The organism is Dyella sp. 2RAB6 (assembly GCF_052115385.1).
GTDB lineage: Bacteria > Pseudomonadota > Gammaproteobacteria > Xanthomonadales > Rhodanobacteraceae > Dyella_D.
This window is the reverse complement of record NZ_JBFRGP010000007.1, coordinates 139,228-161,785: the sequence shown is the minus strand read 5'-3', so window position 1 is coordinate 161,785 and position 22,558 is coordinate 139,228. Positions and strand designations below refer to the sequence as shown.

General features: G+C 68.9%; 25 protein-coding genes. 8 read left to right on the top strand and 17 right to left on the bottom strand.

Features of this window, described 5'->3' with window-relative positions; genetic code table 11:
- The first annotated feature begins 12 nt into the window (after nucleotides 1–12).
- Complete coding sequence (locus AB4083_RS13065; RefSeq protein ID WP_214569598.1) at nucleotides 13–894, top strand: LysR family transcriptional regulator; 882 nt, start codon at nucleotides 13–15, stop codon at nucleotides 892–894.
- Nucleotides 895–998: 104 nt separating this feature from the next.
- Here the strand turns inward: AB4083_RS13065 and ptsP are convergent, their stop codons facing one another.
- From ptsP to AB4083_RS13005, 12 genes are all read right to left on the bottom strand, one after another.
- Nucleotides 999–2,729 carry a phosphoenolpyruvate--protein phosphotransferase gene (gene ptsP, locus AB4083_RS13060; protein WP_441608299.1) on the bottom strand — a complete coding sequence of 577 codons (1,731 nt, stop codon included), beginning with the start codon at nucleotides 2,727–2,729 and terminating at the stop codon, nucleotides 999–1,001.
- Between the two features lie 102 nt (nucleotides 2,730–2,831).
- Nucleotides 2,832–3,101, bottom strand: coding sequence for an HPr family phosphocarrier protein (locus AB4083_RS13055; protein WP_441608298.1), 270 nt, complete (start codon nucleotides 3,099–3,101; stop codon nucleotides 2,832–2,834).
- Nucleotides 3,094–3,486 (bottom strand): PTS sugar transporter subunit IIA, encoded by a 393-nt coding sequence (locus AB4083_RS13050; RefSeq protein WP_167256615.1) that lies wholly within the window; start codon nucleotides 3,484–3,486, stop codon nucleotides 3,094–3,096. Before AB4083_RS13050 ends, AB4083_RS13055 begins: the two co-directional genes overlap by 8 nt.
- Before the next feature lie 37 nt (nucleotides 3,487–3,523).
- On the bottom strand, nucleotides 3,524–4,426 hold the full coding sequence (gene rapZ / locus AB4083_RS13045; RefSeq protein WP_167256616.1) for an RNase adapter RapZ: 903 nt from the start codon (nucleotides 4,424–4,426) through the stop codon (nucleotides 3,524–3,526).
- Nucleotides 4,427–4,431: 5 nt separating this feature from the next.
- Nucleotides 4,432–5,382 carry an HPr(Ser) kinase/phosphatase gene (gene hprK, locus AB4083_RS13040; RefSeq protein ID WP_441608296.1) on the bottom strand — a complete coding sequence of 317 codons (951 nt, stop codon included), beginning with the start codon at nucleotides 5,380–5,382 and terminating at the stop codon, nucleotides 4,432–4,434.
- A 154-nt stretch (nucleotides 5,383–5,536) separates the two neighbouring features.
- Entirely contained in the window at nucleotides 5,537–5,863 is a 327-nt protein-coding gene (hpf, locus tag AB4083_RS13035; protein WP_441608295.1) for a ribosome hibernation-promoting factor, HPF/YfiA family, read from the bottom strand.
- Nucleotides 5,864–6,021: 158 nt separating this feature from the next.
- A complete protein-coding gene (locus AB4083_RS13030) occupies nucleotides 6,022–7,491 on the bottom strand; it encodes an RNA polymerase factor sigma-54 (RefSeq protein WP_441608293.1) in 1,470 nt (489 codons plus the stop codon).
- A 151-nt stretch (nucleotides 7,492–7,642) separates the two neighbouring features.
- Complete coding sequence (gene lptB, locus AB4083_RS13025) at nucleotides 7,643–8,362, bottom strand: LPS export ABC transporter ATP-binding protein (protein ID WP_441608292.1); 720 nt, start codon at nucleotides 8,360–8,362, stop codon at nucleotides 7,643–7,645.
- A gap of 3 nt (nucleotides 8,363–8,365) precedes the next feature.
- Nucleotides 8,366–8,956 (bottom strand): lipopolysaccharide transport periplasmic protein LptA, encoded by a 591-nt coding sequence (gene lptA, locus AB4083_RS13020; RefSeq protein ID WP_441608291.1) that lies wholly within the window; start codon nucleotides 8,954–8,956, stop codon nucleotides 8,366–8,368.
- A 1-nt stretch (nucleotide 8,957) separates the two neighbouring features.
- Nucleotides 8,958–9,560, bottom strand: a complete 603-nt coding sequence (lptC, locus tag AB4083_RS13015; protein ID WP_441608289.1) for an LPS export ABC transporter periplasmic protein LptC — start codon at nucleotides 9,558–9,560, stop codon at nucleotides 8,958–8,960.
- Nucleotides 9,557–10,102, bottom strand: a complete 546-nt coding sequence (locus AB4083_RS13010) for a KdsC family phosphatase (protein WP_441608288.1) — start codon at nucleotides 10,100–10,102, stop codon at nucleotides 9,557–9,559. The genes lptC and AB4083_RS13010 overlap by 4 nt, the downstream gene beginning before the upstream one ends.
- 141 nt (nucleotides 10,103–10,243) lie before the next feature.
- Nucleotides 10,244–11,257: a KpsF/GutQ family sugar-phosphate isomerase gene (locus tag AB4083_RS13005; protein ID WP_441608286.1), complete on the bottom strand. Its 1,014-nt coding sequence runs from the start codon at nucleotides 11,255–11,257 to the stop codon at nucleotides 10,244–10,246.
- Nucleotides 11,258–11,505: 248 nt separating this feature from the next.
- Between AB4083_RS13005 and AB4083_RS13000 the strand changes: the two genes are divergently transcribed.
- Both AB4083_RS13000 and murA read left to right on the top strand, forming a co-directional pair.
- Nucleotides 11,506–11,745 (top strand): BolA family protein, encoded by a 240-nt coding sequence (locus tag AB4083_RS13000; protein ID WP_441608285.1) that lies wholly within the window; start codon nucleotides 11,506–11,508, stop codon nucleotides 11,743–11,745.
- Between the two features lie 40 nt (nucleotides 11,746–11,785).
- Nucleotides 11,786–13,045, top strand: coding sequence for a UDP-N-acetylglucosamine 1-carboxyvinyltransferase (murA, locus tag AB4083_RS12995; protein ID WP_441608283.1), 1,260 nt, complete (start codon nucleotides 11,786–11,788; stop codon nucleotides 13,043–13,045).
- 77 nt (nucleotides 13,046–13,122) lie between these two features.
- Here the strand turns inward: murA and AB4083_RS12990 are convergent, their stop codons facing one another.
- From AB4083_RS12990 to purM, 3 genes are all read right to left on the bottom strand, one after another.
- Entirely contained in the window at nucleotides 13,123–13,836 is a 714-nt protein-coding gene (locus AB4083_RS12990) for a DUF3108 domain-containing protein (protein ID WP_441608282.1), read from the bottom strand.
- Between the two features lie 38 nt (nucleotides 13,837–13,874).
- A complete protein-coding gene (gene purN / locus AB4083_RS12985) occupies nucleotides 13,875–14,540 on the bottom strand; it encodes a phosphoribosylglycinamide formyltransferase (RefSeq protein ID WP_441608280.1) in 666 nt (221 codons plus the stop codon).
- Between the two features lie 76 nt (nucleotides 14,541–14,616).
- A complete protein-coding gene (gene purM / locus AB4083_RS12980) occupies nucleotides 14,617–15,645 on the bottom strand; it encodes a phosphoribosylformylglycinamidine cyclo-ligase (RefSeq protein ID WP_441608278.1) in 1,029 nt (342 codons plus the stop codon).
- A 94-nt stretch (nucleotides 15,646–15,739) separates the two neighbouring features.
- Here purM and AB4083_RS12975 point away from each other — a divergent pair, with 94 nt between their 5' ends.
- The 4 genes from AB4083_RS12975 (at nucleotide 15,740) to hda (ending at nucleotide 19,274) form a co-directional block, all read left to right on the top strand.
- Nucleotides 15,740–16,717 carry a DUF2066 domain-containing protein gene (locus AB4083_RS12975; RefSeq protein WP_441608277.1) on the top strand — a complete coding sequence of 326 codons (978 nt, stop codon included), beginning with the start codon at nucleotides 15,740–15,742 and terminating at the stop codon, nucleotides 16,715–16,717.
- A 25-nt stretch (nucleotides 16,718–16,742) separates the two neighbouring features.
- On the top strand, nucleotides 16,743–17,303 hold the full coding sequence (locus AB4083_RS12970) for a CDP-alcohol phosphatidyltransferase family protein (protein WP_441608275.1): 561 nt from the start codon (nucleotides 16,743–16,745) through the stop codon (nucleotides 17,301–17,303).
- An 88-nt stretch (nucleotides 17,304–17,391) separates the two neighbouring features.
- Nucleotides 17,392–18,567 carry an AI-2E family transporter gene (locus tag AB4083_RS12965; RefSeq protein ID WP_441608273.1) on the top strand — a complete coding sequence of 392 codons (1,176 nt, stop codon included), beginning with the start codon at nucleotides 17,392–17,394 and terminating at the stop codon, nucleotides 18,565–18,567.
- Entirely contained in the window at nucleotides 18,564–19,274 is a 711-nt protein-coding gene (hda, locus tag AB4083_RS12960) for a DnaA regulatory inactivator Hda (protein WP_441608272.1), read from the top strand. Before AB4083_RS12965 ends, hda begins: the two co-directional genes overlap by 4 nt.
- A gap of 103 nt (nucleotides 19,275–19,377) precedes the next feature.
- Here hda and AB4083_RS12955 read toward each other — a convergent pair whose 3' ends face one another.
- The gene (locus AB4083_RS12955) at nucleotides 19,378–20,181 is read right to left on the bottom strand and encodes an inositol monophosphatase family protein (RefSeq protein WP_441608271.1); all 804 of its coding nucleotides are present in this window, start codon (nucleotides 20,179–20,181) and stop codon (nucleotides 19,378–19,380) included.
- Between the two features lie 173 nt (nucleotides 20,182–20,354).
- On the opposite strand from AB4083_RS12955, the gene AB4083_RS12950 reads away from it, so the two are divergent.
- Nucleotides 20,355–21,110 (top strand): RNA methyltransferase, encoded by a 756-nt coding sequence (locus tag AB4083_RS12950; protein WP_441608269.1) that lies wholly within the window; start codon nucleotides 20,355–20,357, stop codon nucleotides 21,108–21,110.
- A gap of 6 nt (nucleotides 21,111–21,116) precedes the next feature.
- On the opposite strand, the gene AB4083_RS12945 is transcribed toward AB4083_RS12950, so the two are convergent.
- A complete protein-coding gene (locus AB4083_RS12945) occupies nucleotides 21,117–22,439 on the bottom strand; it encodes a hemolysin family protein (protein ID WP_441608268.1) in 1,323 nt (440 codons plus the stop codon).
- Nucleotides 22,440–22,558 lie beyond the last annotated feature (119 nt).

Here is a 22,558-nt window from a genome sequence, read left to right as displayed (position 1 = left end):
TAAGATGAGCTGATGATTAATATCAGCCCGCGGCAGCTCGAGGTCTTCGTGCAGATCGCCCGGCTCGGCAGCGTCCGTGCCGCGGCCGAGGCGCTGCACCTGACCCAGCCGGCCGCGAGCATGGCGCTGGCCGAGATGGAGCGGCAGCTCGATGCGCCGGTGTTCGCGCGCGAGCGCGGCCGGCTGCGGCTCAACACCCGCGGCCGCGAGCTGCTGCCGCTGGCGCAGGAGCTGCTGGAGCGCTATGCCGAGTTCGGCCGGCTCGGCCGCGGCGGCGCCGCTTCGCTGGCCGGCGAGCTGCGTATCGGCGCCAGCAATACGGTGGGCAATTACCTGGTCGGCGCGCTGCTGGGCGACTTCGTGCGGGCACACCCGCAGGTGGCGATCCGGCTGCGCGTGGCCAATACCGACGCGATCGCCGCCGCGCTGCTGGCGCATGAACTGGACGTGGGCTGCGTGGAAGGACCGGTGGTGCATCCGGCGCTGGAGATGGAGCCGTGGCGCGACGACATCCTGGTGGTCTGCGCCTCGCCCGATCACCCGCTGGCACGCCGCGGCCAGCTGCGGCCGCAGGATTTCGCCGGCGCGCGCTGGGTGCTGCGCGAACCCGGCTCGGCCACGCGTGCAAACAACGAACGCGTGCTGGCGCAACTGCCGCCGGGCGAGACCGTGCTGGAGCTGGATCAGATCGAAGCGATCAAGCAGGCGGTGGTGGCCGGGCTGGGCATCGCCTGCCTGCCGGCGGTGGCCGTCACCGACGCGCTGGCGACCGGGCGGCTGGAAGCGCTGCACACGCCGTTCCTGGATCTGCGCCGCAAGCTGTTCCTGCTGACGCATCGGGAGAAGTATCGCGGGGCGTTGCTCGATGCGTTTCTGGTCAACGCGCGAGCCTGACGTAGGTTGGGGTGAGCGCAGCGAACCCCAACGATGCGACGGCGTAAAGGTCTGTTGGGGTTCGCCTTTGGCTCACCCCAACCTACGCGTCTGGTCAATGCGCTTCAGCAGGTGATGCGCGACAGCAGGTCTTCCGCTTCCTCATGCGTGCGGCAACGCAGGATCGCCGGGGCCAGCCGGCGCAGCCCCTTGTGGTTGAGCGCGGCGATGCGGTCGCGCACGTGCAGCAGCTGGCTGGAGTGCATGCTGAATTCGCACAGGCCCAGCGCCAGCAGCATGGCGGTGAACTTGGTGTCGCCGCCGATCTCGCCGCACAGGCTGACCGGCTTGCCGGCGCGGCGGCCGCTGGTGATCACGTAGGAGATCAAGCGCAGCAGGGCCGGCTGCAGCGGGTTGTAGATATTGTCCAGCGCATCGTTGCCGCGGTCGGAGGCGAGCACGTACTGGGCCAGGTCGTTGGTGCCGATGGCCAGGAAGTCCGCATGCTCCAGCAGCGAACGCACGTTGATGGCGGCGGCCGGCACTTCGATCATCGCGCCGAGCTGCAGCTTCTCCGGCAGGTCGATGTTCTCGCGCTTGAGGTCCTGGCGCGCCAGCTTGAACAGCGTGCGCACCGCGATGAGCTCGTCCGGCTGGGTGATCATCGGCACCAGCACGCGCACCGGGCCGTAGCAGGCGGCACGCAGGATCGCGCGGATCTGGGTGGTGAACACCGCCGGATAGCGCAGCGACAGGCGCACGCCGCGCACGCCGAGCGCGGGATTCTCTTCGCCACGCAGCGCCAGGCCCGCGGCGTCGGCCTTGTCGGCGCCCAGGTCCAGCGTGCGGATGGTCACCGGCAGGCCGCCCATGCCCAGCACCAGGTCGCGATAGGCGATGAACTGCTCGTCCTCGGACGGCAGGCCCTTGTGGCGCAGGAACAGGAATTCGGTGCGGTACAGGCCCACGCCGTCGGCGCCGCGCGCGCGCGCCATGGCGATATCGGTGGGTGTTTCGGCGTTGGCCAGCAGGCGGATGTCGGTGCCGTCGCGGGTGCGCGTGGGCGCGTTCGCCAGCGAGGCGAGGCGGCGGCCTTCGAGCTGCGCCTCGCGCTGCCAGGCGCGGTAGCGGGCGAGGTCCTGCGCGGTCGGATGCACCACCGCTTCGGCGCGTTCGGCGTCGAGCAGGATCAGGTCGTCGTCGTGGATGGTAGCGAGCGCGTCGCGCACGCCGACCAGCATCGGCAGGTCCAGGCTGCGCGCGAGGATCGCGCTGTGCGAATACGGGCTGCCGGAACTGGCCACCACGCCGAGCAGGCCGTTGCCGGCCAGGTGCGCCATGTCGGCGGGGGCGATGGTGTCGGCGATCAGGATCTCGCCCACGCGCGCGGCGAGCTTGCGCTCCTCGCGGCTGGTCTGGCGCTGCAGGGCGGAGATGACGCGGTTGATGACCTGGTCGACGTCTTCCTTGCGGCTGCGCAGGTAGGGATCGTCCATCGCCTCGAACACCGCGGCGAGGCGGTCGCGCTGCTTCTTCAGCGCGGCGCCGGGACGGTAGTGGCCGACGCGCACCAGGTCGTCGAGGCCGCGCAGCAGTTCCTGGTCGTCCAGCAGCAGGCTGTGCGCGTCGATGAATTCATTGACCTCGCGCGCCAGCGCGCCGTGCAGCTTGCCGCGCAGTTCGCGCAGTTCCTGGCGGGCGGTGTCGAGCGCGCGGTGGAGTTTTTCCAGCTCGGTGTCGACTTCTTCCTCGGCCAGCGGCCGCGTGTCGACCAGGTAACGGCTCGGCTGCACCAGCCGCGCGCGGCCCAGGGCCATGCCGCGTGAGGCGTTGGAGCCGGGCAGCACGTGCCTCATGCGTGGGCTCCATGGCGGACGCGCGGCAACGAAGCCTGCGGCGCGCCTTGCGGCGTGCGGCGATGCAAGCTTCGTGTCCTACGTGCCATGGCTAGCTCCACCTCAGGCTCCTTCGTCGAACTTCCGGTCGAACAACTCCACCACCGCGTCCAGCGCGAGCTGCTCGTCCGCGCCTTCGGCACGCACGGTCAGCGGCGTGCCGATGCCGGCGGCCAGCATCATCACGCCCATGATGCTTTGCGCATTGACCTCGCGGCCCTTGCTGATCAGCCACACGGTGGATTTGAAACCCTGCACCAGTTGCACCAGCTTGGCCGATGCGCGGGCGTGCAGCCCCAGTTTGTTGGTTACGACAATCTCTTTTTCAAGCATGGTCGATGAAGATTCCTCCGCGACCGCCGCTGGCGGCCACTTCCGCCAGTTCGTCGAGCGGCTTTTCGGCATAGTTGAGGACGCGCAGCAGCATCGGCAGGTTCAAGCCCGACACGCAGCGCAGATGGACGCCGAGCTTGCCCAGCGATAGGCCGATATTGCACGGCGTGGCGCCGTACAGGTCGGCCAGCACCAGCACACCGTCGCCGGTGTCCAGTTCGCGCGCATGCCTGGCGGTGAGGGTGCGCATCACGTCCGGATCGGCCGAGGGCGGCACTTCCACCGCTTCGACCTGCAGCGGCAGTTTGGGCAGCACGTGGTGGGCGGCGGAGATCAGCGCATGGCCGACCGCCTCGTGGGTCATCAGCAGCACGCCGACGCTCATGGCCGGATACCTGCGGTTAGGAAAGGGAGGGCCTTCATCACTCGAGCTCGCGATGGAAGGTGAGGGCGCCTTCGTGGCGCGCACGGTAGTGGGCGGCAAGCCGCTCCACCAGGTAGACCGAACGATGCCGCCCGCCGGTGCAGCCGATCGCCACGGTGACGTAGCTGCGGTCGTCGGAGGCGAAGCGCGGCAGCCAGGCATCGAGCCAGCGCACGGTGTCGTCGAAGTATTCTTCCACCAGCGGCTGCGCTTCCAGGTATTCGCGCACCGGCGCGTCCTTGCCGGACAGCGGGCGCAGGCGCGGTTCCCAGTGCGGATTGGGCAGGCAGCGCGCGTCGAACACGAAGTCGGCGTCCAGCGGCAGGCCGCGGCGGTAGGCGAACGAGGTGAACATCAGGGTCAGGCCGTCGGTGGCCTGCGCGTAGTCGGTGGCGATCAGGCGGCGCAGCTGGTGCACGTTCAATTCGCTGGAGTCGATCACCTTCTCGGCGATGGCGATCAGCGGGCGCAGCAGCTTGCGTTCTTCGGCGATCGCGTCGGACAGCGACAGGCCCAGCACCGACAGCGGATGGCGCCGGCGCGTTTCCGAATAGCGCTTGATCAGCACTTCGTCGCGGCAGTCGATAAACACCAGGTGCACCTGCACGCCCGCCGCCGCCAGTTCGGACAGCACGGTGGGCATGCGCAGGAAATCCTCGCCGCGGTTGCGCACGTCGACGCCGACCGCGATGTTCTGCCGGCGCCCGGCGACCGCGCCATGGCTGACCGCGGCGACCAGCTCCGGCAGCAGCGCGGTGGGCAGGTTGTCGACGCAGTAGAACTCCAGGTCTTCCAGCGCGCGCAACGCGACGGTCTTGCCGCCGCCGGACATGCCGGTGAGCACGATCAGGTGGATCGCGTCGGGCTGGTGGATATCGGAGGTCAGGAAAGCATTGCTCATGCGTGTCACCACGGGGGCAGGCGGCGCATCTGGTGGGCCTGCCGGTCGATGAAGGTCTGGGCGGGATCGATGCCCTTGCTTTTCAGCATATGGTTGCGCACCGCCGCTTCCACCAGCACCGCCAGGTTACGGCCGGGCGCGACCGGAATGGTGATCATCGGCACCGCCACCTCGAAGATGTCTCGATGGCCGACGTCGCCGGTGAGGCGGGTGAGGCCGTCGGTGTCCTCGCCCTCGCGCATCGGCTTGAGGTGCACCACCAGGCGCAGGTACTTGGACGGCTTGACGGCGGTGTGGCCGAACATCTCGCGCACGTTGAGCACGCCCAGGCCGCGCACTTCCAGCAGATCCTGCAGCAGTTCGGGGCAGTTGCCGTCGATCACGTCCGGCGCGATCAGGGTGAATTCGGTGGCGTCGTCGGCGACCAGGCGGTGGCCGCGGCTGATCAGTTCCAGCGCCAGCTCGCTCTTGCCCGAGCCCGACTCGCCGGTGATCAGCACGCCGATCGAGAACACTTCGAGGAACACGCCGTGCAGGGTGACTTTCGGCGCCAGCATGCGCGCCAGGTGGTATTGCATCCAGGTCAGCAGCTCGTGGCCGCGCTTGGAGCTGATCCACAGCGGGGTGTTGGTTTCCTCGGCGACTTCGCGCAGGTCCGGCGGGATCGCCTGGTCCTTGGTGACGATCATCGCCACCGGCTGGTAGGCGGCGATCTTGTTGATCGCTTCCCAGCGCTGGCGGGAATCCAGGGCGTCGAGGAAGTTCAGTTCCTCGGTGCCGATGATCTGGATCTTGTTCGGATAGATGACGTTGAGATAGCCGATCAGCGAGGGACGCCGCGTAGCGGTCACCCCGCGTTCGAGCACCCGCGACTCGCCGCGCATGCCGGCGACCCAGCGCAAGGCCATGCGCTCGTGCACGCCATCGTAGAGTTGTCGGGCGGTAAGCCGGTCCAAACCGAATCCTTTGCACCGCGTGATGCCCGGCAGGGGCCGGCGGCGTTGGCGCACATTGTGCCAGTTCGGGCGGATTGGTGCGCCGCAACGGGGCAGCAAAGGCAGGATTCGAGGTGAAGGCCCGCCCCGGCTGGGCGGGGCGGGCCGGCGAGGGTCAGCCGTACTGGCGGTCTTCGCGGACTTCACGCTGGTGCTTGTCGCATACCTTGTCGCGGTGCTTGCGCAGCTGCGCGACCAGTTTGTCGAACATGTTGTCGATCGATACGTACATGTCGGACTCGGTGGCTTCCGCGTGCAGCGACGCGGCGCCGGGGACCTTGAGCGTGCCCTCGCATCGTTGCTGGAGCTTGTCCAGCGAGAGGACCACGGTCAATTCGAGGAGTCTGCTTTCGAGGCGGGTAAGTCGCTCACAGTGGCCGGTCACGCGTTCGCGTAGGGCCTGGGTGATTTCGATCTTCTGGCCGCTGAGCTGGACTTGCATGGTGCGCCTCCTCTGGTACTGCCGCGTGACGCGGCGTGGGTCGATGCGCCGGTGCCGGGTGGTCGCCGACACATCACAGTCATCTCTTGGTATGGGGACGCTTTCCGTCCCGCCAAGTTCCCCGCCCAGGCGCAAAAAGCGCGGCGGACCGTCGCGGGTCAACCGGCCCGCTGGCGCTCGCTGGAGCTGGGAATTCGCATAGCCTCCCGATATTTGGCGACGGTCCGGCGCGCCACCTGGATGCCCTTGCGGTGCAATTCCTCGGCGATGGCCTGGTCGGACAGGGGTTTGCGCGCGTCCTCCGCGTCGATCAGCTTGCGCAGCATGGCCTGGATGGCGGTGGCAGACGCGCTGCCGCCGTCCTCGGTGGACACGCCGCTGGAGAAAAAATGCTTCAGCTCGAAGGTGCCCCGCGGCGTATGGATGTACTTGCGGGTGGTGACGCGGGAAATAGTGGACTCGTGCATGCCCACTTCCTCGGCGACCTCGCGCAGCACCAGCGGGTGCATGGCTTCCGGGCCGTAGTCGAGGAAGGCGCTCTGGCGGCGCACGATCGCCTCGGCCACCTTCAGCAGGGTCTCGGCGCGCGATTCCAGGCTCTTGATCAGCCAGCGCGCCTCCTGCAGCTGGCCGCGCATCCAGCTGGCGTCTTCGCCACGGGCCTGTGCGATCAGGTTGCAGTAGTGCTGGTTGAGGCCCAGCCGCGGCTGGCAGTCCGGGTTGAGGCTGACGCGCCAGCGGCCGCTGTCCTTGCGTGCGTAGACGTCCGGCGCAACGTACTCCACCGGGGTGACGTCGAGCGCGGCGCCGGGGCGCGGGTCGAGGCTGCGGATCAGCATCGCCGCGGCATGCGTTTCCTCGTCGTCGGCGCGCAGGCGGCGCGACAGGCGGGCGATGTCGTTGCGCGCCAGCAGCTCCAGTTCGCCGTCGACGATACGCAGCGCCAGTTCGCGCTGGGGCAGTTGCGGATCGAACTGTTCAAGCTGGACGCGCAGGCAGTCGCGCAGGTCCAGGCTGGCCACGCCGGTGGGGTCGAAGCGCTGCACCTGGCGGCGCACGGCGTCGACTTCCTCGAGCGTGGCCTTCAGGTCGGCCGGGACCGCGGCGGTGACCGATTCCAGCGTCTCGCCCAGGTAACCGTCCGCATTGAGCGCATCGATGATGATCGCGGCGATGGTGCGCTCGCGCAGGCTCAGGTGGGTGAGGTTGAGCTGCCACAGCAGGTGTTCCTGCAGGGTCTCGGGCGCGGCGTTCTGCGGTTCGAAGTGGTCTTCGTCGCCACCGCTGTTGCGGCTGCCATTGCCGCTGCCGCCGGCGGAGAAGTCGATGGGTTCCTCGGCGTTGCCGCCGGACTGGCTCCAGTCGGCCGGTTCGTCGCCGCTGTCGCCGTCGTTGGCCGAGGTGGCGGCCTCGGTGGGGGCGTCGAAGGTGGCGGCCTCGCCGTCTGCTTCGCCGTCGCCTTCGTTGGCGGCGTCTTCGGAGAACTCCAGCAGCGGGTTGCTCTCGGCGATCTGGCGCAACTCCGCTTCCAGCTCCAGCTGCGACAGCTGCAACAGGCGGATCGCCTGCTGCAATTGTGGCGTCAGGGTGAGCTGTTGGTTAAGGCGAAACTGCAGTCCGGGTTTCATGCCACTGTTTTGAATGGGCCCAAAGGCTTGGATGAGCTTCGGATCATCCTAACCCCCAAGGGGCAGGAGCGGCCAGAGGTTGCCGCTGATCCTGGTGTAGGCCGAATGGCTGAATGTGACGGCGCGCGCAGGTCGCGCCATCAGGGAAGGCTTACAGCCTGAACTCGCGGCCGAGATAGACCTCGCGCACTTTCTCGTCGGCCAGGATGTGGGCCGGCGTGCCACGCGAGAGCACTTCGCCATCGTTGAGGATGTAGGCGCGATCGCAGATGCCCAGCGTCTCACGTACGTTGTGATCGGTGATCAGCACGCCGATGCCGCGTTCCTTCAGGTGCCGCACGATGCGCTGGATCTCGCCCACCGAAATCGGGTCGACGCCGGCGAAGGGTTCGTCCAGCAGCATGTAGCGCGGCTCAGCGGCCAGCGCGCGGGCGATCTCCACGCGGCGGCGCTCGCCACCGGACAGGCTGATGCCGCGCTGGTCGGCGATGTGGGCGATCTTCAGCTCGTCGAGCAGGCTTTCCAGCTCGGTGGCGCGCTGCTTGGCGCCGAGGTTCTCGCGCAGCTCCAGCACGGCCATGATGTTGTCGGCCACGCTGAGCCGGCGGAACACCGAAGGTTCCTGCGGCAGGTAGCCGATGCCCAGCTTGGCGCGCGCATGCATGGGCAGGCCGGTGATGTCGTACTTGTCCAGCTTGATGGTGCCGGCGTCGGCCTCGATCAGGCCCACCACCATATAGAAGCAGGTGGTCTTGCCGGCGCCATTGGGACCGAGCAGGCCCACCACCTCGCCCTCGCGGATGGAAAAGGCGAAGTCGCGCACCACCTGGCGCGCGCGGAAGCGTTTCTGCAGGCCTTCGGCGGACAGCATCGATTACTTACTCGCGGCCGAAGTCGCCGTTGCCGGCTTGGCGGCCGAACTGGCCTCGGCCGGCTTGGCGGCGGGTGCCGCGGCGGCAGGCTTCGGCTTGGGCAGGAAGGTGCCGTGCACCAGGCTGTCGCCGCCGGACTCGCCGGTGATCAGGCTGGTGTTGGTGTTGTAGGTGATCTTGTCGCCGTGGAATTCGCCGCGGCCCTGCTGGGTCACCTTGGCGTTGACGGTGAGCACGGCGATGCCGTTGATGTTGTCGTAGTCGAGCTGGGCGGCGTCACCCTGCATCAGGTTGTTGTTCTCGTCCAGCTGTTGGATGTGCGCCGGATTGCCGGTGACCACCACGCGCGAGATCTGGGTGTCCTTGTCCAGGTACACCTTGGCTTCGGCGCCGGTGATCAGCAGCGTGCCCTGGGTCAGCTTCACGTTGCCGGTCAGCGTGGTGATGCTGTTGGGCGCGTTGTACGCATTGGTGGACTTGGCGGTGAAATCCATCGGCTGGCTGCGGTCGTCCTTCTTGGCGAAGGCGACCGCCGGCAGCAAGGCGACGGCGGCCAGCGCGAGTAGGCCGGCCGCGAGCAGGCCACCCTTCAATTCAGGACTTCCGTTTGCGCGGCGGGAACGAGCCGTGGCTGTCATCGAGCAGCTCCAGGTGATTGTCAGTGAGGTTGGCACGCATGCCGACGCCGCTCATTCTAGTGGCGCCTTGGGTCAACTGTGCCGGCTCGGCCGTTTCCATGCGGTTCTCCTTCGGCCACGCGGTGACCTCGGAGGTGTGCAGCTCGGCCTGCGGCGTGTCGCCGTAGGCGGGACGATGCATGTAGACCGGCCCCTGCAGCTTCAGCAGGGAGCCGCTCTTGTCCACCCAGCCGTAGCGGGATTCGCCCAGCCAGTCGGGCACGCCCGGCTGCTTGGCGGGGAGCTCGAACTTGGGCGAGTCCAGGTAGAGGGAGTCATCGCCTTCGCGCCGGTCCAGCCGTGGGCCGGTGACGCGGAAGCTCGGGTGGCCGTCCTCGCCGTACACAGAGCCCTTGAAGTCGGCCAGCGTGTAGCCGGAGCGGGGCGGGCCGATGAAATCGTTGGGCTTGGGCGCTGGCCCCAGCCACCACAGCAGCAGCTGGCTGAGCACGGCGCCGCCGCCGATCAGGACGATCGCGACCGTCAGCCGACGGTCGCGCAGGTAGTCGCGCAGATTCACTGCCAGCGCCCCCGTTCCTGCTCGGCCTTGCCCTGCGCCAGCAGGATCAGGTCGCACACTTCACGCGCCGCGCCCAGGCCGCCGCTCTTGCTGGTACGCCAGTGCGCCTGCTCGGCCACCCACGGATGGGCATTGGCCACGGCCACCGCCAGGCCGACCTGGCGCATCGGGGCCAGGTCCGGCAGGTCGTCGCCGACAAAGGCGGCCTGGTCGGCTTCCAGACCGAGCGCGGCCAGCAGTTCGCGCAGGCAGGCCAGCTTGTCGCGCTGGCCCTGGTAGACGTGGGCGATGTTCAGCTCCTCGGCGCGCAGCGCGACCGGGTGGCTGATGCGCGCGGTGATCAGGGCCACCTGCACGCCATGCGTCTGCAGCAGCTTCAGCCCCAGCCCGTCGTGCACGTGGAACACCTTGGTCTCGCGGCCGTCCTCGCCGTACCAGAGGCGGCCGTCGGTCAGGGTGCCATCGACGTCGAAGACCGCGAGCCGGATCCTGGCGGCGCGGGCGAGCAGTTCGGCGGGCAGATGGTCGAGATAATGGGCCACGGGGAAGTCTGGTCAGGGGCTCGGGATAACGGTCGGGCTATCGGCCCGGCCGGCAGAACGCATGAGGCGGCGAAAGGTTGTCCGGCGGCGCGGCAGGCCGCGCCAGTCCGTCATCGCGCCGCGCGCATCACATCGCGCGCATCACACCACGCGCGCGCGGAGCAGATCATGAATGTTCAGCGCGCCGACCACCCGATGCCGCTCGTCCACCACCAGCAAGGCGTGGATCTGGTGCTTCTCCATCACCTGCGCCGCCTCGATCGCCAGCTTGTCGGCGCCGATGGTCTTGGGGCCGCGGGTCATCAGTTCGGCCACGGTGGCGCCGCGCAGGTCCACGCCTTCGTCGTCGAGGGCGCGGCGCAGGTCGCCGTCGGTGAACACGCCGAGCAGGCGGCGCTCGGCATCGACCACGGCGGTCATGCCCAGGTGCTTGCGGGTCATTTCCATCAGCGCGGCGGTGAGCGAGGCGTCCGGCGCCACCGTCGGAATGCCGTCGCCGGTATGCATCACATCGCTGATGTGCAGCAGCAGGCGGCGCCCCAGGGTGCCGGCCGGATGCGAGCGGGCGAAATCCTCGGAGGTGAAGCCGCGCGCTTCCAGCAGGGCGATGGCCAGCGCGTCGCCCATGACCAGGGCGGCGGTGGTGCTGGCGGTCGGGGCCAGGCCGAGCGGGCAGGCCTCGGCCGAGATGCTGGCGTCCAGGTGCACGTCGGCCTGTTCGGCCAGGGAGGAGCGCTCGTTGCCGGTGATGGCGATCAGCGGGATGCCCTGGCGCTTGAGCACCGGCAGGATGAACAGCACTTCGTCCGTTTCGCCGGAGTTGGACAGGGCCAGCACGATGTCCTGCGGCAGGATCATGCCGAGGTCGCCATGGCTGGCCTCGCCCGGATGCACGAAGAACGCCGGCGTGCCGGTGGAGGCGAGCGTGGCGGCGATCTTGCGGCCGACATGGCCGGACTTGCCCATGCCGGTAACTACCACGCGCCCGGCGCAACCGAGGATCCGGCGGCAGGCTTCCACGAAGCTGGGGCCGATGCGCGATTCCAGTGCGCGGATCGAAGCCGCCTCGGTGGCGATCACCGTGCGGGCGCTGCGCACCAGGGCGTCGGCGTCGAGCAGGGCGGGCTTGGCGGGCGGGGCGAGATGGACGTTCATGCGTTCTCGGGTGGCGTGCCGGGCGGCGGTGGGGCCGCTGGCGGCGGGCGGGTTCAGCCGTGGCTTCCCGTTCGATTCAAAGGCTTGGCTGCGGCGAAGCGGCTCCGGCGGACGGCGCGTCGTTTCTGTGACAGCGGATTTCCATTACCATGGCATATTCGCATTTTATCGTCACGGTCGGCGCCGATGTGGTCCTGATGCAAGGATTCCCACGAGCTGAGGCGCTAGTGACCCCGACTGGATTCCCGATGGACGCTGCCACCATACAGGCAATGATCGAACAAGGCCTGCCCGGTGCGCAGGCGCAGGTTTCCGGCGACGACGGCGTGCATTTCGAGGCGCAGGTGGTGGCGGCGCAGTTCGCCGGCAAGCTGCCGCTGGCGCGTCACCGGCTGGTCTACAGCACGTTGGGCGAACTGATGGGCGGCGCGATCCACGCGCTGGCGCTGAAGACCCTGACCCCCGAGGAAGCCGCGGCGCGCCGTTGACGGCCGTCGCCCGGTTCCACGAACACCCCCAAGGACAAGAATGGCCAAGATCCTGATCAGCGGCGGCGTGCCGCTCAACGGCGAGGTCGGCATTTCCGGCGCCAAGAACGCGGTGCTGCCGATCCTCGCTTCCTGCCTGCTCGCCGACGAGCCGGTGACCATCAGCAACGTGCCGCACCTGCACGACGTCACCACCTTCATCGAGCTGCTCGGCCAGATGGGCGTGCAGCTGGTGCTGGACGACCGCATGAAGATGCACGTCGATCCGCGCTCCACCGACCGCCACGTGGCGCCGTACGACCTGGTGCGCACCATGCGCGCCTCGATCCTGGTGCTGGGCCCGCTGGTGGCGCGCTTCGGCCAGGCCGAGGTCTCGCTGCCCGGCGGCTGCGCGATCGGTTCGCGCCCGGTGGACCAGCACATCCGCGGCCTGCAGGCGCTGGGCGCCGAGGTCAGCGTGGAGAACGGCTTCATCAAGGCCAAGGCCAGCCGCCTGAAGGGCGCGCGCATCGTGATGGACATGGTCACCGTCACCGGCACCGAGAACATCATGATGGCCGCCGCGCTCGCGCAGGGCACCAGCATCATCGAGAACGCGGCGCAGGAACCCGAAGTGGTCGACCTGGCCAACTGCCTGATCGCCATGGGCGCGCAGATCGAAGGCGCCGGCACCTCCACTCTCACCATCCACGGCGTCGAGCGCCTGCACGGCGCGCAGTACGAAGTGCTGCCGGACCGCATCGAGACCGGCACCTTCCTGGTCGGCGCGGCGATGACCGGCGGCAAGGTGCGTGCCCGCAACGCGCGCGCCAACACGCTGGACGCGGTGCTGGCCAAGCTCGAGGAAGCCGGCGCGCACATCAATACCGGCCCGGACTGGATCGAGCTGGACATGCAGGGCCGCCGTCCGAAGGCGGTGAACATCACCACCGCGCCGTACCCGGCGTTCCCCACCGACATGCAGGCGCAGTTTACCGCGCTCAACTGCGTGGCCGAGGGCGTGGGCGTGATCACCGAGACGGTGTTCGAGAACCGCTTCATGCATGCGCACGAGCTGCAGCGCCTGGGCGCGGACATCCGCCTGGAAGGCAATACCGCGATCATCAAGGGCGTGGACAAGATGAGCGGCGCGCCGATCATGGCTACCGACCTGCGCGCTTCCGCCTGCCTAGTGCTGGCCGGCCTGGTGGCGGACGGCGATACCACGGTGGACCGCGTGTATCACATCGATCGCGGCTACGAGAACATCGAGGAAAAGCTCGGCGTGCTCGGCGCGAAGATCCGTCGCCTGCCGTCCTGAGCGAACGAAAAAAGCCGGCGTCGTCGCCGGCTTTTTTTAAGAAGGGAGTGCGCTGTCCGCGCGCTCCCTTTTTCGTTTCAGCGGCCGGCCTTGTAGCTCACCAGCTGCAGGGTGAGGTTGCCGCCGTCGCTCTGGGTCAGTTTCACCGGCACCAGGTATTTCTGCGGCACGTACCACGCGCTGAAGCTCTGGTCCTTGTCGGTGCGCTCCACGCGCTGCGCCTTGAAGCTGCCGGCCGGCACTTTCACGTCATCGTTGCCGGCGACCTTGAACTGCTGGTTCTCGACGTTGCGCTTCACCGCCACCGGCAAGGTCACTGCCTGCTTGCCGTCATGCAGCGCCAGGCCGATGGCGTAAGGCGCGGTGTTGCGGTCGACCAGGCCCGGCGCGGCGGCGTAGGTTTCGGCGCCCTTGCCGTCGTCGACGCTCACCTGCCTGGCGTTCCAGTCGACGCGGGTGGTGCGCTGCTTGCTCTTGATCGCCGCGTTCATGCGGTAGTCGTAGCTCACCGTTTCCGGTGCGCCGTTGTTCCAGCGGAAGTGCGTGGTCTCGCTGGAGCTGGCGCCCAGCGCCGCGGCGATGCCGCCGGTGCCGCGCGTCTGGTTGCTGAATTCCCATTCGCTGCCGGCGGACTTCAGGCTGATCACGGCCTCGCCGATCACCTGGTCGCCCTGCAGCACCTGGTAGGTGGCGGTGAACGGCGCGGGTGTCGTCGCGGCGAATGCGGCGGTGGCGGAGAGGGCCAGCGCGAGGCCGGCGAAGAACTTGCGGGGGAGGGTCAGATTGGCCATGGCGGGGCAGTCTACGCTCGCTGGCTGAACGCCTCGTTTTAGCGCGCGAGTTCTTCGCCGTGCAGTTCCAGCGGAGCGGACAGGCGCTCGCCATCCAGCGCCACGCCATCCGGCGCCGCATAAGCCAACCGGCCCGCCGCAATCAAGCGCACCACCGCCGGCAGCAGCCGATGCTCATAAGCGAGCAGCCGCTGCGCGAGCAGGTCTTCATCGTCGCCCGCCTGCACGCCGATCCGTGCTTGCGCAATCACCGGCCCGCCATCCAGCTCCGCGGTGACGTAATGCACGCTGGCGCCGTGCTCCAGATCGCCGGCTTCCAGCGCGCGGCGATGCGTATGCAGGCCGCGGTACTTCGGCAGCAGCGAAGGATGGATATTGATCATGCGTCCCACCCAAGGGTGCAGCGCCTCGCCGTCGAGGATGCGCATGTAGCCGGCCAGCACCAGCAGGTCGGCGCCCGTGGCTTCGATCCGCGCGAACAGGTCCAGGTCGAAAGCGCGGCGCGACGGATAGGCCTTCGGGTTCAACACCAGGCGCGCAATGCCCGCCGACTCCGCCAGTTCCAGCGCGCCGGCCTGCGCCTTGTCGCTGCCGACCAGTACGAACTCCACCGGCAAGCTGCCCGCGTCGCGCGCGGCGATCAGGGCCTGCAGGTTGCTGCCGCGCCCGGAAGCGAGGACGGCGATGCGAAGAGGAGAGGACATGCGCGGGGCCGGGCGTTCGGGCCGCGCGATCGCAAGGGATCGGCGCGGCGATGGAAGAGAAAAAAAGCGAACCGGCTCAGCCGATCTGCACGCGCTCGTCGCCCTGCGCGGCGACCACTTCGCCGATCACCGAGCTGGCCAGGCCATGCTTGTGCAGCAGCGCCGACGCAGCCGCCACGGCATCGCGCGGCAGGATCACGGTAAAGCCGACGCCGCAGTTGAAGGTGCGCCACATTTCCTCGCGCGCCACCTTGCCTTCGCGCATCAGCCAGTCGAACACCGGCGGCAGCACGATGGCGGACGCCTCGAGCGAAACGCCAAGACCTTCCGGCACCACGCGGATGATGTTTTCCTTCAGGCCGCCACCGGTGATGTGGGCCATGCCGTGCACCGGGGCGGATTGCAGCAGCTCCAGCATGGGCTTCACGTAGATCGTGGTCGGCGCCATCAGCGCATCGGCCAGCGTCACGCCGCCGAGGTCCAGCTCCAGCGGGCTGCCGGCGCGCTCGACGATCTTGCGGATCAGCGAATAGCCGTTGGAATGCGGGCCGGAAGAGGCCACGCCCAGGATCACGTCGCCGGCCACGATGGCCTCGCCGCTCATCAGCGCGGACTTCTCCACCGCGCCGACGGTGAACCCGGCCAGGTCGTATTCGCCCGGCGGGTACATGTCCGGCATCTCGGCGGTCTCGCCGCCGATCAGCGCGCAGCCCGCCAGCTCGCAACCCTTGGCGATGCCGCCGACCACGGCGACCGTGGTATCGACGTCCAGCTTGCCGGTGGCGAAATAGTCCAGGAAGAACAGCGGCTCGGCACCTTGCACCAGCACGTCGTTGACGCACATGCCGACCAGGTCGATGCCGATGGTGTCGTGGCGGCCCAGCTGCTGGGCCAGCTTGAGCTTGGTGCCGACGCCGTCGGTGCCGGATACCAGCACCGGCTCCTTGTAGCGCCCGGCCAGGTCGAACAGGCCGCCGAAGCCGCCCAGGCCGCCCATCACTTCGGGGCGGAAGGTGCGCTTGACCAGGGGCTTGATGCGTTCGACCACGGCATTGCCCGCGTCGATATCGACACCGGCGGCGCGGTAGGTGAGTGCGTCGGACATGGCAGGAACCGGCGTGGAGAAACGCCCAATGATAGACGCTGGGGGCCGGATTGGGCAGACTGCGGAGCGTTTTCACCGCCTGCCATCCGAGCCTATGCGCCTGTCACGCCTGCTGTTCGTCGGCCTTCTGCTGGCTCTGCTGATCCCTGCGGCGCATGCCCAGGGCCAGGTTTCGCCGTACACCGTCACCGTGCCGGTCACCGACACCAGCGAGGCCAAGCGCGACGAGGCCTTCGGCGTGGCGCTCAGCCAGGTGCTGGCGCGCACCGCCGGCGGGCAGGACCTGCGCGGCAAGCCCGGCTACGACGACACCCTGAAATCGGCCTCCGGCATCGTGCAGCAGTACCAGTACCAGCGCGCCGCCGGCGGGCTGGCGCTGCAGGTCAGCTTCGACTCCGGCGCGGTGCAGCGGGCGGTGTCGCAGATGGGCGTGGCCGGTACCACCGGCAAGCCGCCGGTGCTGCTGCTGGTGCGCGACGCCAGCGGCAACGTGATGGACAAGGACGCGCTCGCCCCGCTGTCCCAGGCCGTGGCCCAGCGCGGCTACAACGTGGTGCTGGCCGATCCGGGCAAGACCACCGACGGCCCGGCGGTAGCCACCGCGGAACCCGAACAGATCTTCGGCCTGGCCCGCCAGTACAAGACCGGCCTGGTCCTGCTCGGCCAGCTGCGCGCCGACGGCGCGGACTGGAACCTGGTCTCCGGCGGCCCGCAGCAGAAGTGGAACAGCACCGGCGCACCCACCCAGCAGACCCTGATCGACGCCGGCAATGCGCTGTCCGACCGGCTGGGCAAGCAGCTCAACGTGATCGGCTCCGGCAACATCGCCGGCAAGCTGTGGGTGAGCGGGGTCGCTTCCGCGCTGGATTACGCCAACCTGCTGGCCACGCTGCGCGCCGACCCGATGGTGCGCGAGGTGGTCACCCTGAGCGCGCAGAACGACGGCCTGCTGTTCGCGGTCAAGACCGGCCTGCCGCTCAACGTGATGGCCGGCAACCTCACCGCCGGCGGCCGCCTGCTCGAGGGCGACGCCCACAGCGGCGCCGACGCCAGCCTGCGCTGGGTGCACTGAGTCCACGGCGGCGCGGGGCGCGGCGATGCATAGCGAGCCGCGCTCACCCTGGCGCCACCTGCCCAACGCCATCACGCTGCTGCGTGTCCTGCTGGTCCCGCCGGTCGGCTGGGCCATCCTGGCGCGCGAGCCGCGGCTGGCGCTCGGCCTGATCGCGCTGGCCGGCTTTACCGACGGCCTGGATGGTTTCCTGGCGCGGCGCTTTGGCTGGCAAAGCCGGCTTGGCGGCATCCTCGATGCGGCGGCGGACAAGCTGCTGCTGGTGACATGCTTCGTGCTGCTGGCCGTGGTCGGGCTCGCCCCTTGGTGGCTGGCGGCCCTGGTGTGCGGGCGCGATGCGGTGATCGCCGTCGGTGCGCTGGCCTGGCGCCTGTTGATCGGCCCGCTGCGGCCCGAGCCCAGCCTGGTCTCCAAGGCCTGCACCCTGCTGCAGATTCTGTACCTGCTGGGGATCCTGGCCGCCGAGGTGGGCTGGCCGCTGCCGTCGATGCTCGCGCTCGCCTGGCTGGTGGCCGCGCTGTGCCTGGCCAGCGGCGCGGACTACGTCTGGCGCTGGTCGCGCCGGGCCCGGGCGGCGCTGCGCTGACAGCGCAGCGCGCATCAGTCAAACTGGCGCCCGAGGCCATGCCGCCCGGCAAGCCGCCCTCGCCACCTCCCACGACGAGCCGCGACGAATGACCCAAGACATTTACCGCCGCTGGCAGCTGCTGGCGATCACCGCAGTGATTCTCTACCTGCTCTGGCTGCTGGCGCCGGTGCTGATGCCGTTCGCGGTGGCCGGCATGTTCGCCTACCTGGGCGACCCGCTGGCCGACCGGCTGGAACGCCTGGGGATGGGCCGCACCGTAGCGGTGAGCGTGGTGTTCTTCGTGCTGCTGCTGGTGACGGTGGGCGCGCTGCTGCTGCTGATCCCGCTGATCTCGCGCCAGGTCGAGAACCTGGTGGAGAGCCTGCCGCACTACGTCGACTGGATCCGCAACACCGCGCTGCCCTGGCTGCAGACCAAGCTGCGGCTGGATCCGAACGCGTTCGACACCGACCGCCTGATCGCGGAGATCAAGGACCATCTGGGCTCGCTCGGCAGCGTGGTGTCCACCGTGCTGGGCAAGGTCACCCGCTCGGGCCTGGGCGTGATCGCCTGGATGACCAACCTGGTGCTGATCCCGGTGGTGGCGTTCTACCTGCTGCGCGACTGGGACCGGCTGGTGGCCTGGGTCGACAACATGCTGCCGCGCTCGATCGAGCCGACCATCGCGCACCTGGCGCGCGAGGCCGACCTGGTGCTGGGCGCCTTCGTGCGCGGCCAGCTGCTGGTGATGCTGGCGCTGGGCGTGTTCTACGGTGCGGGGCTGTCGATCCTGGGGCTGTCGGTGGGGCCGCTGATCGGCATGGTCGCCGGCCTGCTCAGCTTCGTGCCGTACCTGGGCTTCATCGTCGGCTTCGGCGCGGCGCTGATCGCGGCGCTGGTGCAGTACGGCGACGTGACCCACCTGGCGCTGGTGGTGGTCGTGTTCGTGGTCGGCCAGCTGCTGGAAGGCTATGTGCTGGTGCCGCGCCTGGTCGGCGAGAAGATCGGCCTGCATCCGGTGGCGGTGATCTTCGCGGTGCTGGCCGGCGGTTATCTGTTCGGCTTCCTCGGCATCCTGCTGGCGCTGCCGGCGGCCTCGGTCATCCTGGTGGTGCTGCGCTATCTCAGCCAGCGATACCGGCATAGCGGACTCTATACCGAGGAAGGGCGGCAGGACCCGGTGATCGCGGAGATGGAAGTGGTGGTGGAGCAGGGCGAGGACGGTATCGAGGTGGACGTGAAAGAACATCCCCGGAAGGATCGGGACGACCGGCACTCATGATTCCGCAGTTGCCCGTGCCTCAATTACCGCTGGCGCTGCGCTGGCCGCGGCGCCAGCGCTTCGAGCATTTCCATGACGGTTCCAACGCAGCCACGGTCGCCGCGGTACGCGAGCTGGCCGCGACTCCAAGCACGCCTTGGCTGTACCTCAGCGGCCCCGCCGGCAGCGGCAAAAGCCACCTGCTGATGGCCGCCTGCCAGGCCGCCAGCGAAGCCGGCCGCACCGTGCAGTACCTGCCGCTGGGCGCACTCGGCCAGCGCGCCGCGGCGATCCGCGGCGTCGCCGGCAGCGAGCTGCTGGCGCTGGACGACCTGGGCGCCATCGCCGGCGACCGCGAGGCCGAGCACGCGTTGTTCGACGTCTATAACCAGGCCCGCGCCGAAGGGCTAGCCATGCTGTTCGCCGCCGAGGCGATTCCGGCCCAGCTGGGCCTGGGCCTGCCGGACCTGCGCTCGCGCCTGGGCGCCTGCCAGCAGGCGGTGCTGAAGCCTTTGGATGACGCGGAGCGCCGCGTGGTGCTGAAGGGCCAGGCCGCCGGCCGCGGCATCGAGCTGGACGACAGCGTGCTGGACTGGCTGTTCGCCCGCTACGTACGTGACCTGGGTGCGCTGCTCGACCTGCTGGACAGGCTGGACCAGGCCTCGCTCGCCGCCCAGCGGCGCATCACGGTGCCGTTCCTGCGTGGCTTCCTCAAGGACCAGGGCTGACTTAAGGCGATCAACGCAGGTTGGGGTGAGCCATAGGCGAACCCCAACAAAGTGATACGTATGGATGCGGCGATGTTGGGGTTCGCCGGTGGCTCACCCCAACCTACGCCTTGAGCAGCCCCGGCGTCGCCTGCGCACCGATGATCTGGGTCATCGCCTGCACCACGTGCAGGTTGCCGGCGATGATGTTGCCGCTGGCCGGGAAGCCGTCGCGGCCGGCGAAATCGCCGCAGCGGCCGCCCGCTTCGCGCACCAGCAGCACGCCGGCAGCCATGTCCCACGGCTTCAGGCCGATCTCGAAATAGCCGTCGTAGCGGCCCGCGGCCACGTAGGCCAGGTCCAGCGCGGCCGAGCCGGAGCGGCGGATGTCCTCGGCCTGGCCCAGCAGCACGCGCGTCATGTTGAGCTGCGTTTCCAGGTGCTGGCGCTGGCGGTACGGATAACCGGTGCCGATCATCGCGCCGCCCAGGTCCTCGCGGCGGCTGACGCGGATGCGGCGGTCGTTGAGGTAGGCGCCATCGCCCTTGCTGGTGGTGAACAGCTCGCCGCGCAGCGGATCGAACACCACGCCGTAGATCGGCTCGCCCTTTTCAAGCAGGGCGATGGACACGGAGAAATGCGGGATGCCGCGCAGGTAGTTGTGGGTGCCGTCGAGCGGGTCGATCACCCAGGTCAGCGGGCCCTTGCCGATCTGGCCGCTTTCCTCGGCGAGGATGGCGTGGCTCGGATAGGCGCGGCGCAGCTCCTTGACGATCTCGGCTTCGGCCAGGCGGTCGACTTCCGAGGCGAAGTCCATGCGTTGTTTTTCGACGATATTGAGACCGTCGATGCGGTTCATATAGCGCAGGATCACGTTTCCAGCGGCGCGAGCGGCGCGCACCGCGACGTTGACGGCGGGTCTGGGCATGGCTTCGACTTTTCAAAAGAACGGGGAGCGGCCGCGAAGTCTAGCAGGGCGGCGAGACGGGAGCCAGGGAATGGAGCCAGGGAGTGGAACGAGTGAATGCAGCCGCGGCGCGGCCCCGGACGCCGGTTCCCGCTATCCTTGCGCCCCCTTCGTCACCCGCCATGCCACAGCTCATGACCGATCTGGCCTCCCTCGTCCGCTTCGTCCTGGTGCGCACCTCGCACCCGGGGAACATCGGCAGCTCGGCGCGGGCCATGCGCACCATGGGCTTCAACCGGATGACCCTGGTCGCCCCGCACCGCTTCCCGCACGCGGAGGCCTCGGCGCTGGCGGCCGGCGCGGACGAGGTACTGGCCGAAGCGGGCGTGCACGACGGCCTGGTCGACGGCCTGGCCGGCTGCAGCCTGGCGCTGGGCTTGTCGGCGCGGCGGCGCGGCGTGGACCTGGAAGAGCTGTCCCCGCGCGAGGCTGCCTTGCGCGTGCTCGCCGCCGCCGGCCGCGGCGAGCAGGTGGCGCTGGTGTTCGGCAACGAGCGCACGGGTCTGGAGAACGAGGAGCTGGCGCGCTGCCACGCGATGGTGCGCATTCCCAGCGTGGACGATTTCAGCTCGTTGAATCTCTCGCAGGCGGTGCAGGTGATGGCCTACGAGCTGCGCGTGGCCCTGCTCGGCGGCGAGGTGCCGGCGGCGCCGGTGCGCGACGATGCCGAACCGCCGGCCGATGCGGCGCGCATGGAACGCTTCTACGACCACCTGTCGGAGCTGCTGGACGAGATCGATTTCCACAAGGGCCGCGCGCCGACCACGATCATGCTCAGGCTGCGCAAGCTGTTTCAGCGCGCGCAGATGGACGAGCGCGAGCTGCGCATCCTGCACGGCATCTTCGCCGACGCGCAGCGCATGGCGCGCATCGCGCGCGCAAAGGACTAAGCCGGGCTACTGCTCGTCGTCGGCCGGGTCATGGCGCCGCGCCGGGGTGATCAGCAGCTTGTCGATGCGCGCGCCGTCGAGGTCGACCACCTCGAAGCGGATGCCCTGCCAGGCGAACACTTCGCCGGTCTGCGGGATATGGCCGAGCACGGCCATCACCATGCCCGCGGCGGTGCGGTATTCGTGTTCCTGCTCGCCGGGCAGGCGGTCCACGTGCAGCAGTTCGCGCAGGTCGTCGATGGGGATTGAGCCGTCGACCAGCCAGCTGCCGTCCTCGCGCGGCACGATCGGCGCGGCTTCATCGCCGCCCTGGCTGCCGCGCTGGCTGGCGCCGACCACCGCCGAGAGCAGGTCGTTGAGCGTGACCAGGCCTTCGATATCGCCGTACTCGTCGACCACCAGGGCGAGCTGGGTCTCGGCGTCGCGGAATTCCTCCAGCAGGTCCAGCGCGCGCGCCGTGGCGGGCACGAACAGCGGCTTGGCCATGCGGCCGAACAGGTCCGGCGAGCCGTGGCGGAAATTGCGCAGCAGATGCTTCACCTCGACCACGCCGACCACATCGCTTTCGTCGCCGCGGTAGACCGGGTAGCGCGAGTAGGGCGTATCGCGCAGCACGTCGTCGTTCTCTTCCGTGGCGGCGGCGACGTCCAGCCAGGCGATGCGGGTGCGCGGGGTCATCACGCTGTCCACCGTACGGTCGCCCAGGCGCAGCACACGGTTGACCATGTTGTGCTCGTCCGCGTCCAGCACGCCCTGTTCGGCGCTTTCGGCCACCAGCAGGCGGATTTCCTCTTCGGTCACCGCATCGCGGCTGCGCTGGGTCACGCGCAGCAGGCGCAGCAGCAGGGTGCTGCACAGGTTCAGCAGCCACACGAACGGCGCGGTGATGCGCGACAGCACCAGCATCGGCATGGCCACGTAGCTGGAGACCTTCTCCGGCGCCGACAGCGCCAGGCGCTTGGGCACCAGTTCGCCGATCACGATCTGGATAAAGGAGATCAGGCCGAAGCCCAGCACCAGGCCGATCACCTTGGCGTAGGGCTCCAGCCAGGTGGCCCGGCCGCCGTGCAGGGCCTCGGCGATATGGTCGCCCAGCGCGTCGCCGGCGATGGCGCCGGTGATCAGGATCACCAGGGTCATGCCCACCTGCACGGTGGACAGGAAATGCTCGGGGGCCTCGGCGTGGCGCAGCGCCACCCGCGCGCGCCGGCTGGTCTTGGCCATTTGCTTGAGGCGGCTCCTGCGGGAGGCGACCAGGGCCATTTCCGAGAGGGCGAAAAAGCCGTTGAACAGCGCGAGCACGAAGACGGTCGCGATCTCGGTCAGCATCGGCGGGAGGCGGTAGCGGGTCGGGGCATGCCGGGCAGTGTAAGGCCTACGGGGGCGGGGCCGGCAGCGGGGGCGTGCTGCCGGGGCTCCGGGCTGTCCTGTAACATATCCGTCAAATT

Bases quoted from the DNA above. Each gene is read 5' to 3' on its own strand.
- lptB (WP_441608292.1), bottom strand. From the start codon at position 8,362: ATGCTGTCCGCCGAAGGCCTGCAGAAACGCTTCCGCGCGCGCCAGGTG.
- hda (WP_441608272.1), top strand. From the start codon at position 18,564: ATGATTCCGCAGTTGCCCGTGCCTCAATTACCGCTGGCGCTGCGCTGG.
- AB4083_RS12955 (WP_441608271.1), bottom strand. From the start codon at position 20,181: ATGCCCAGACCCGCCGTCAACGTCGCGGTGCGCGCCGCTCGCGCCGCT.
- murA (WP_441608283.1), top strand. From the start codon at position 11,786: ATGGCCAAGATCCTGATCAGCGGCGGCGTGCCGCTCAACGGCGAGGTC.
- AB4083_RS12950 (WP_441608269.1), top strand. From the start codon at position 20,355: ATGACCGATCTGGCCTCCCTCGTCCGCTTCGTCCTGGTGCGCACCTCG.
- AB4083_RS12975 (WP_441608277.1), top strand. From the start codon at position 15,740: ATGCGCCTGTCACGCCTGCTGTTCGTCGGCCTTCTGCTGGCTCTGCTG.
- hpf (WP_441608295.1), bottom strand. From the start codon at position 5,863: ATGCAAGTCCAGCTCAGCGGCCAGAAGATCGAAATCACCCAGGCCCTA.
- purM (WP_441608278.1), bottom strand. From the start codon at position 15,645: ATGTCCGACGCACTCACCTACCGCGCCGCCGGTGTCGATATCGACGCG.
- rapZ (WP_167256616.1), bottom strand. From the start codon at position 4,426: ATGAGCAATGCTTTCCTGACCTCCGATATCCACCAGCCCGACGCGATC.
- AB4083_RS12990 (WP_441608282.1), bottom strand. From the start codon at position 13,836: ATGGCCAATCTGACCCTCCCCCGCAAGTTCTTCGCCGGCCTCGCGCTG.
- AB4083_RS13055 (WP_441608298.1), bottom strand. From the start codon at position 3,101: ATGCTTGAAAAAGAGATTGTCGTAACCAACAAACTGGGGCTGCACGCC.
- purN (WP_441608280.1), bottom strand. From the start codon at position 14,540: ATGTCCTCTCCTCTTCGCATCGCCGTCCTCGCTTCCGGGCGCGGCAGC.
- ptsP (WP_441608299.1), bottom strand. From the start codon at position 2,729: ATGAGGCACGTGCTGCCCGGCTCCAACGCCTCACGCGGCATGGCCCTG.
- AB4083_RS12965 (WP_441608273.1), top strand. From the start codon at position 17,392: ATGACCCAAGACATTTACCGCCGCTGGCAGCTGCTGGCGATCACCGCA.
- AB4083_RS13005 (WP_441608286.1), bottom strand. From the start codon at position 11,257: ATGAACGTCCATCTCGCCCCGCCCGCCAAGCCCGCCCTGCTCGACGCC.
- AB4083_RS13000 (WP_441608285.1), top strand. From the start codon at position 11,506: ATGGACGCTGCCACCATACAGGCAATGATCGAACAAGGCCTGCCCGGT.
- AB4083_RS12970 (WP_441608275.1), top strand. From the start codon at position 16,743: ATGCATAGCGAGCCGCGCTCACCCTGGCGCCACCTGCCCAACGCCATC.
- AB4083_RS13065 (WP_214569598.1), top strand. From the start codon at position 13: ATGATTAATATCAGCCCGCGGCAGCTCGAGGTCTTCGTGCAGATCGCC.
- AB4083_RS13030 (WP_441608293.1), bottom strand. From the start codon at position 7,491: ATGAAACCCGGACTGCAGTTTCGCCTTAACCAACAGCTCACCCTGACG.
- AB4083_RS13050 (WP_167256615.1), bottom strand. From the start codon at position 3,486: ATGAGCGTCGGCGTGCTGCTGATGACCCACGAGGCGGTCGGCCATGCG.
- AB4083_RS12945 (WP_441608268.1), bottom strand. From the start codon at position 22,439: ATGCTGACCGAGATCGCGACCGTCTTCGTGCTCGCGCTGTTCAACGGC.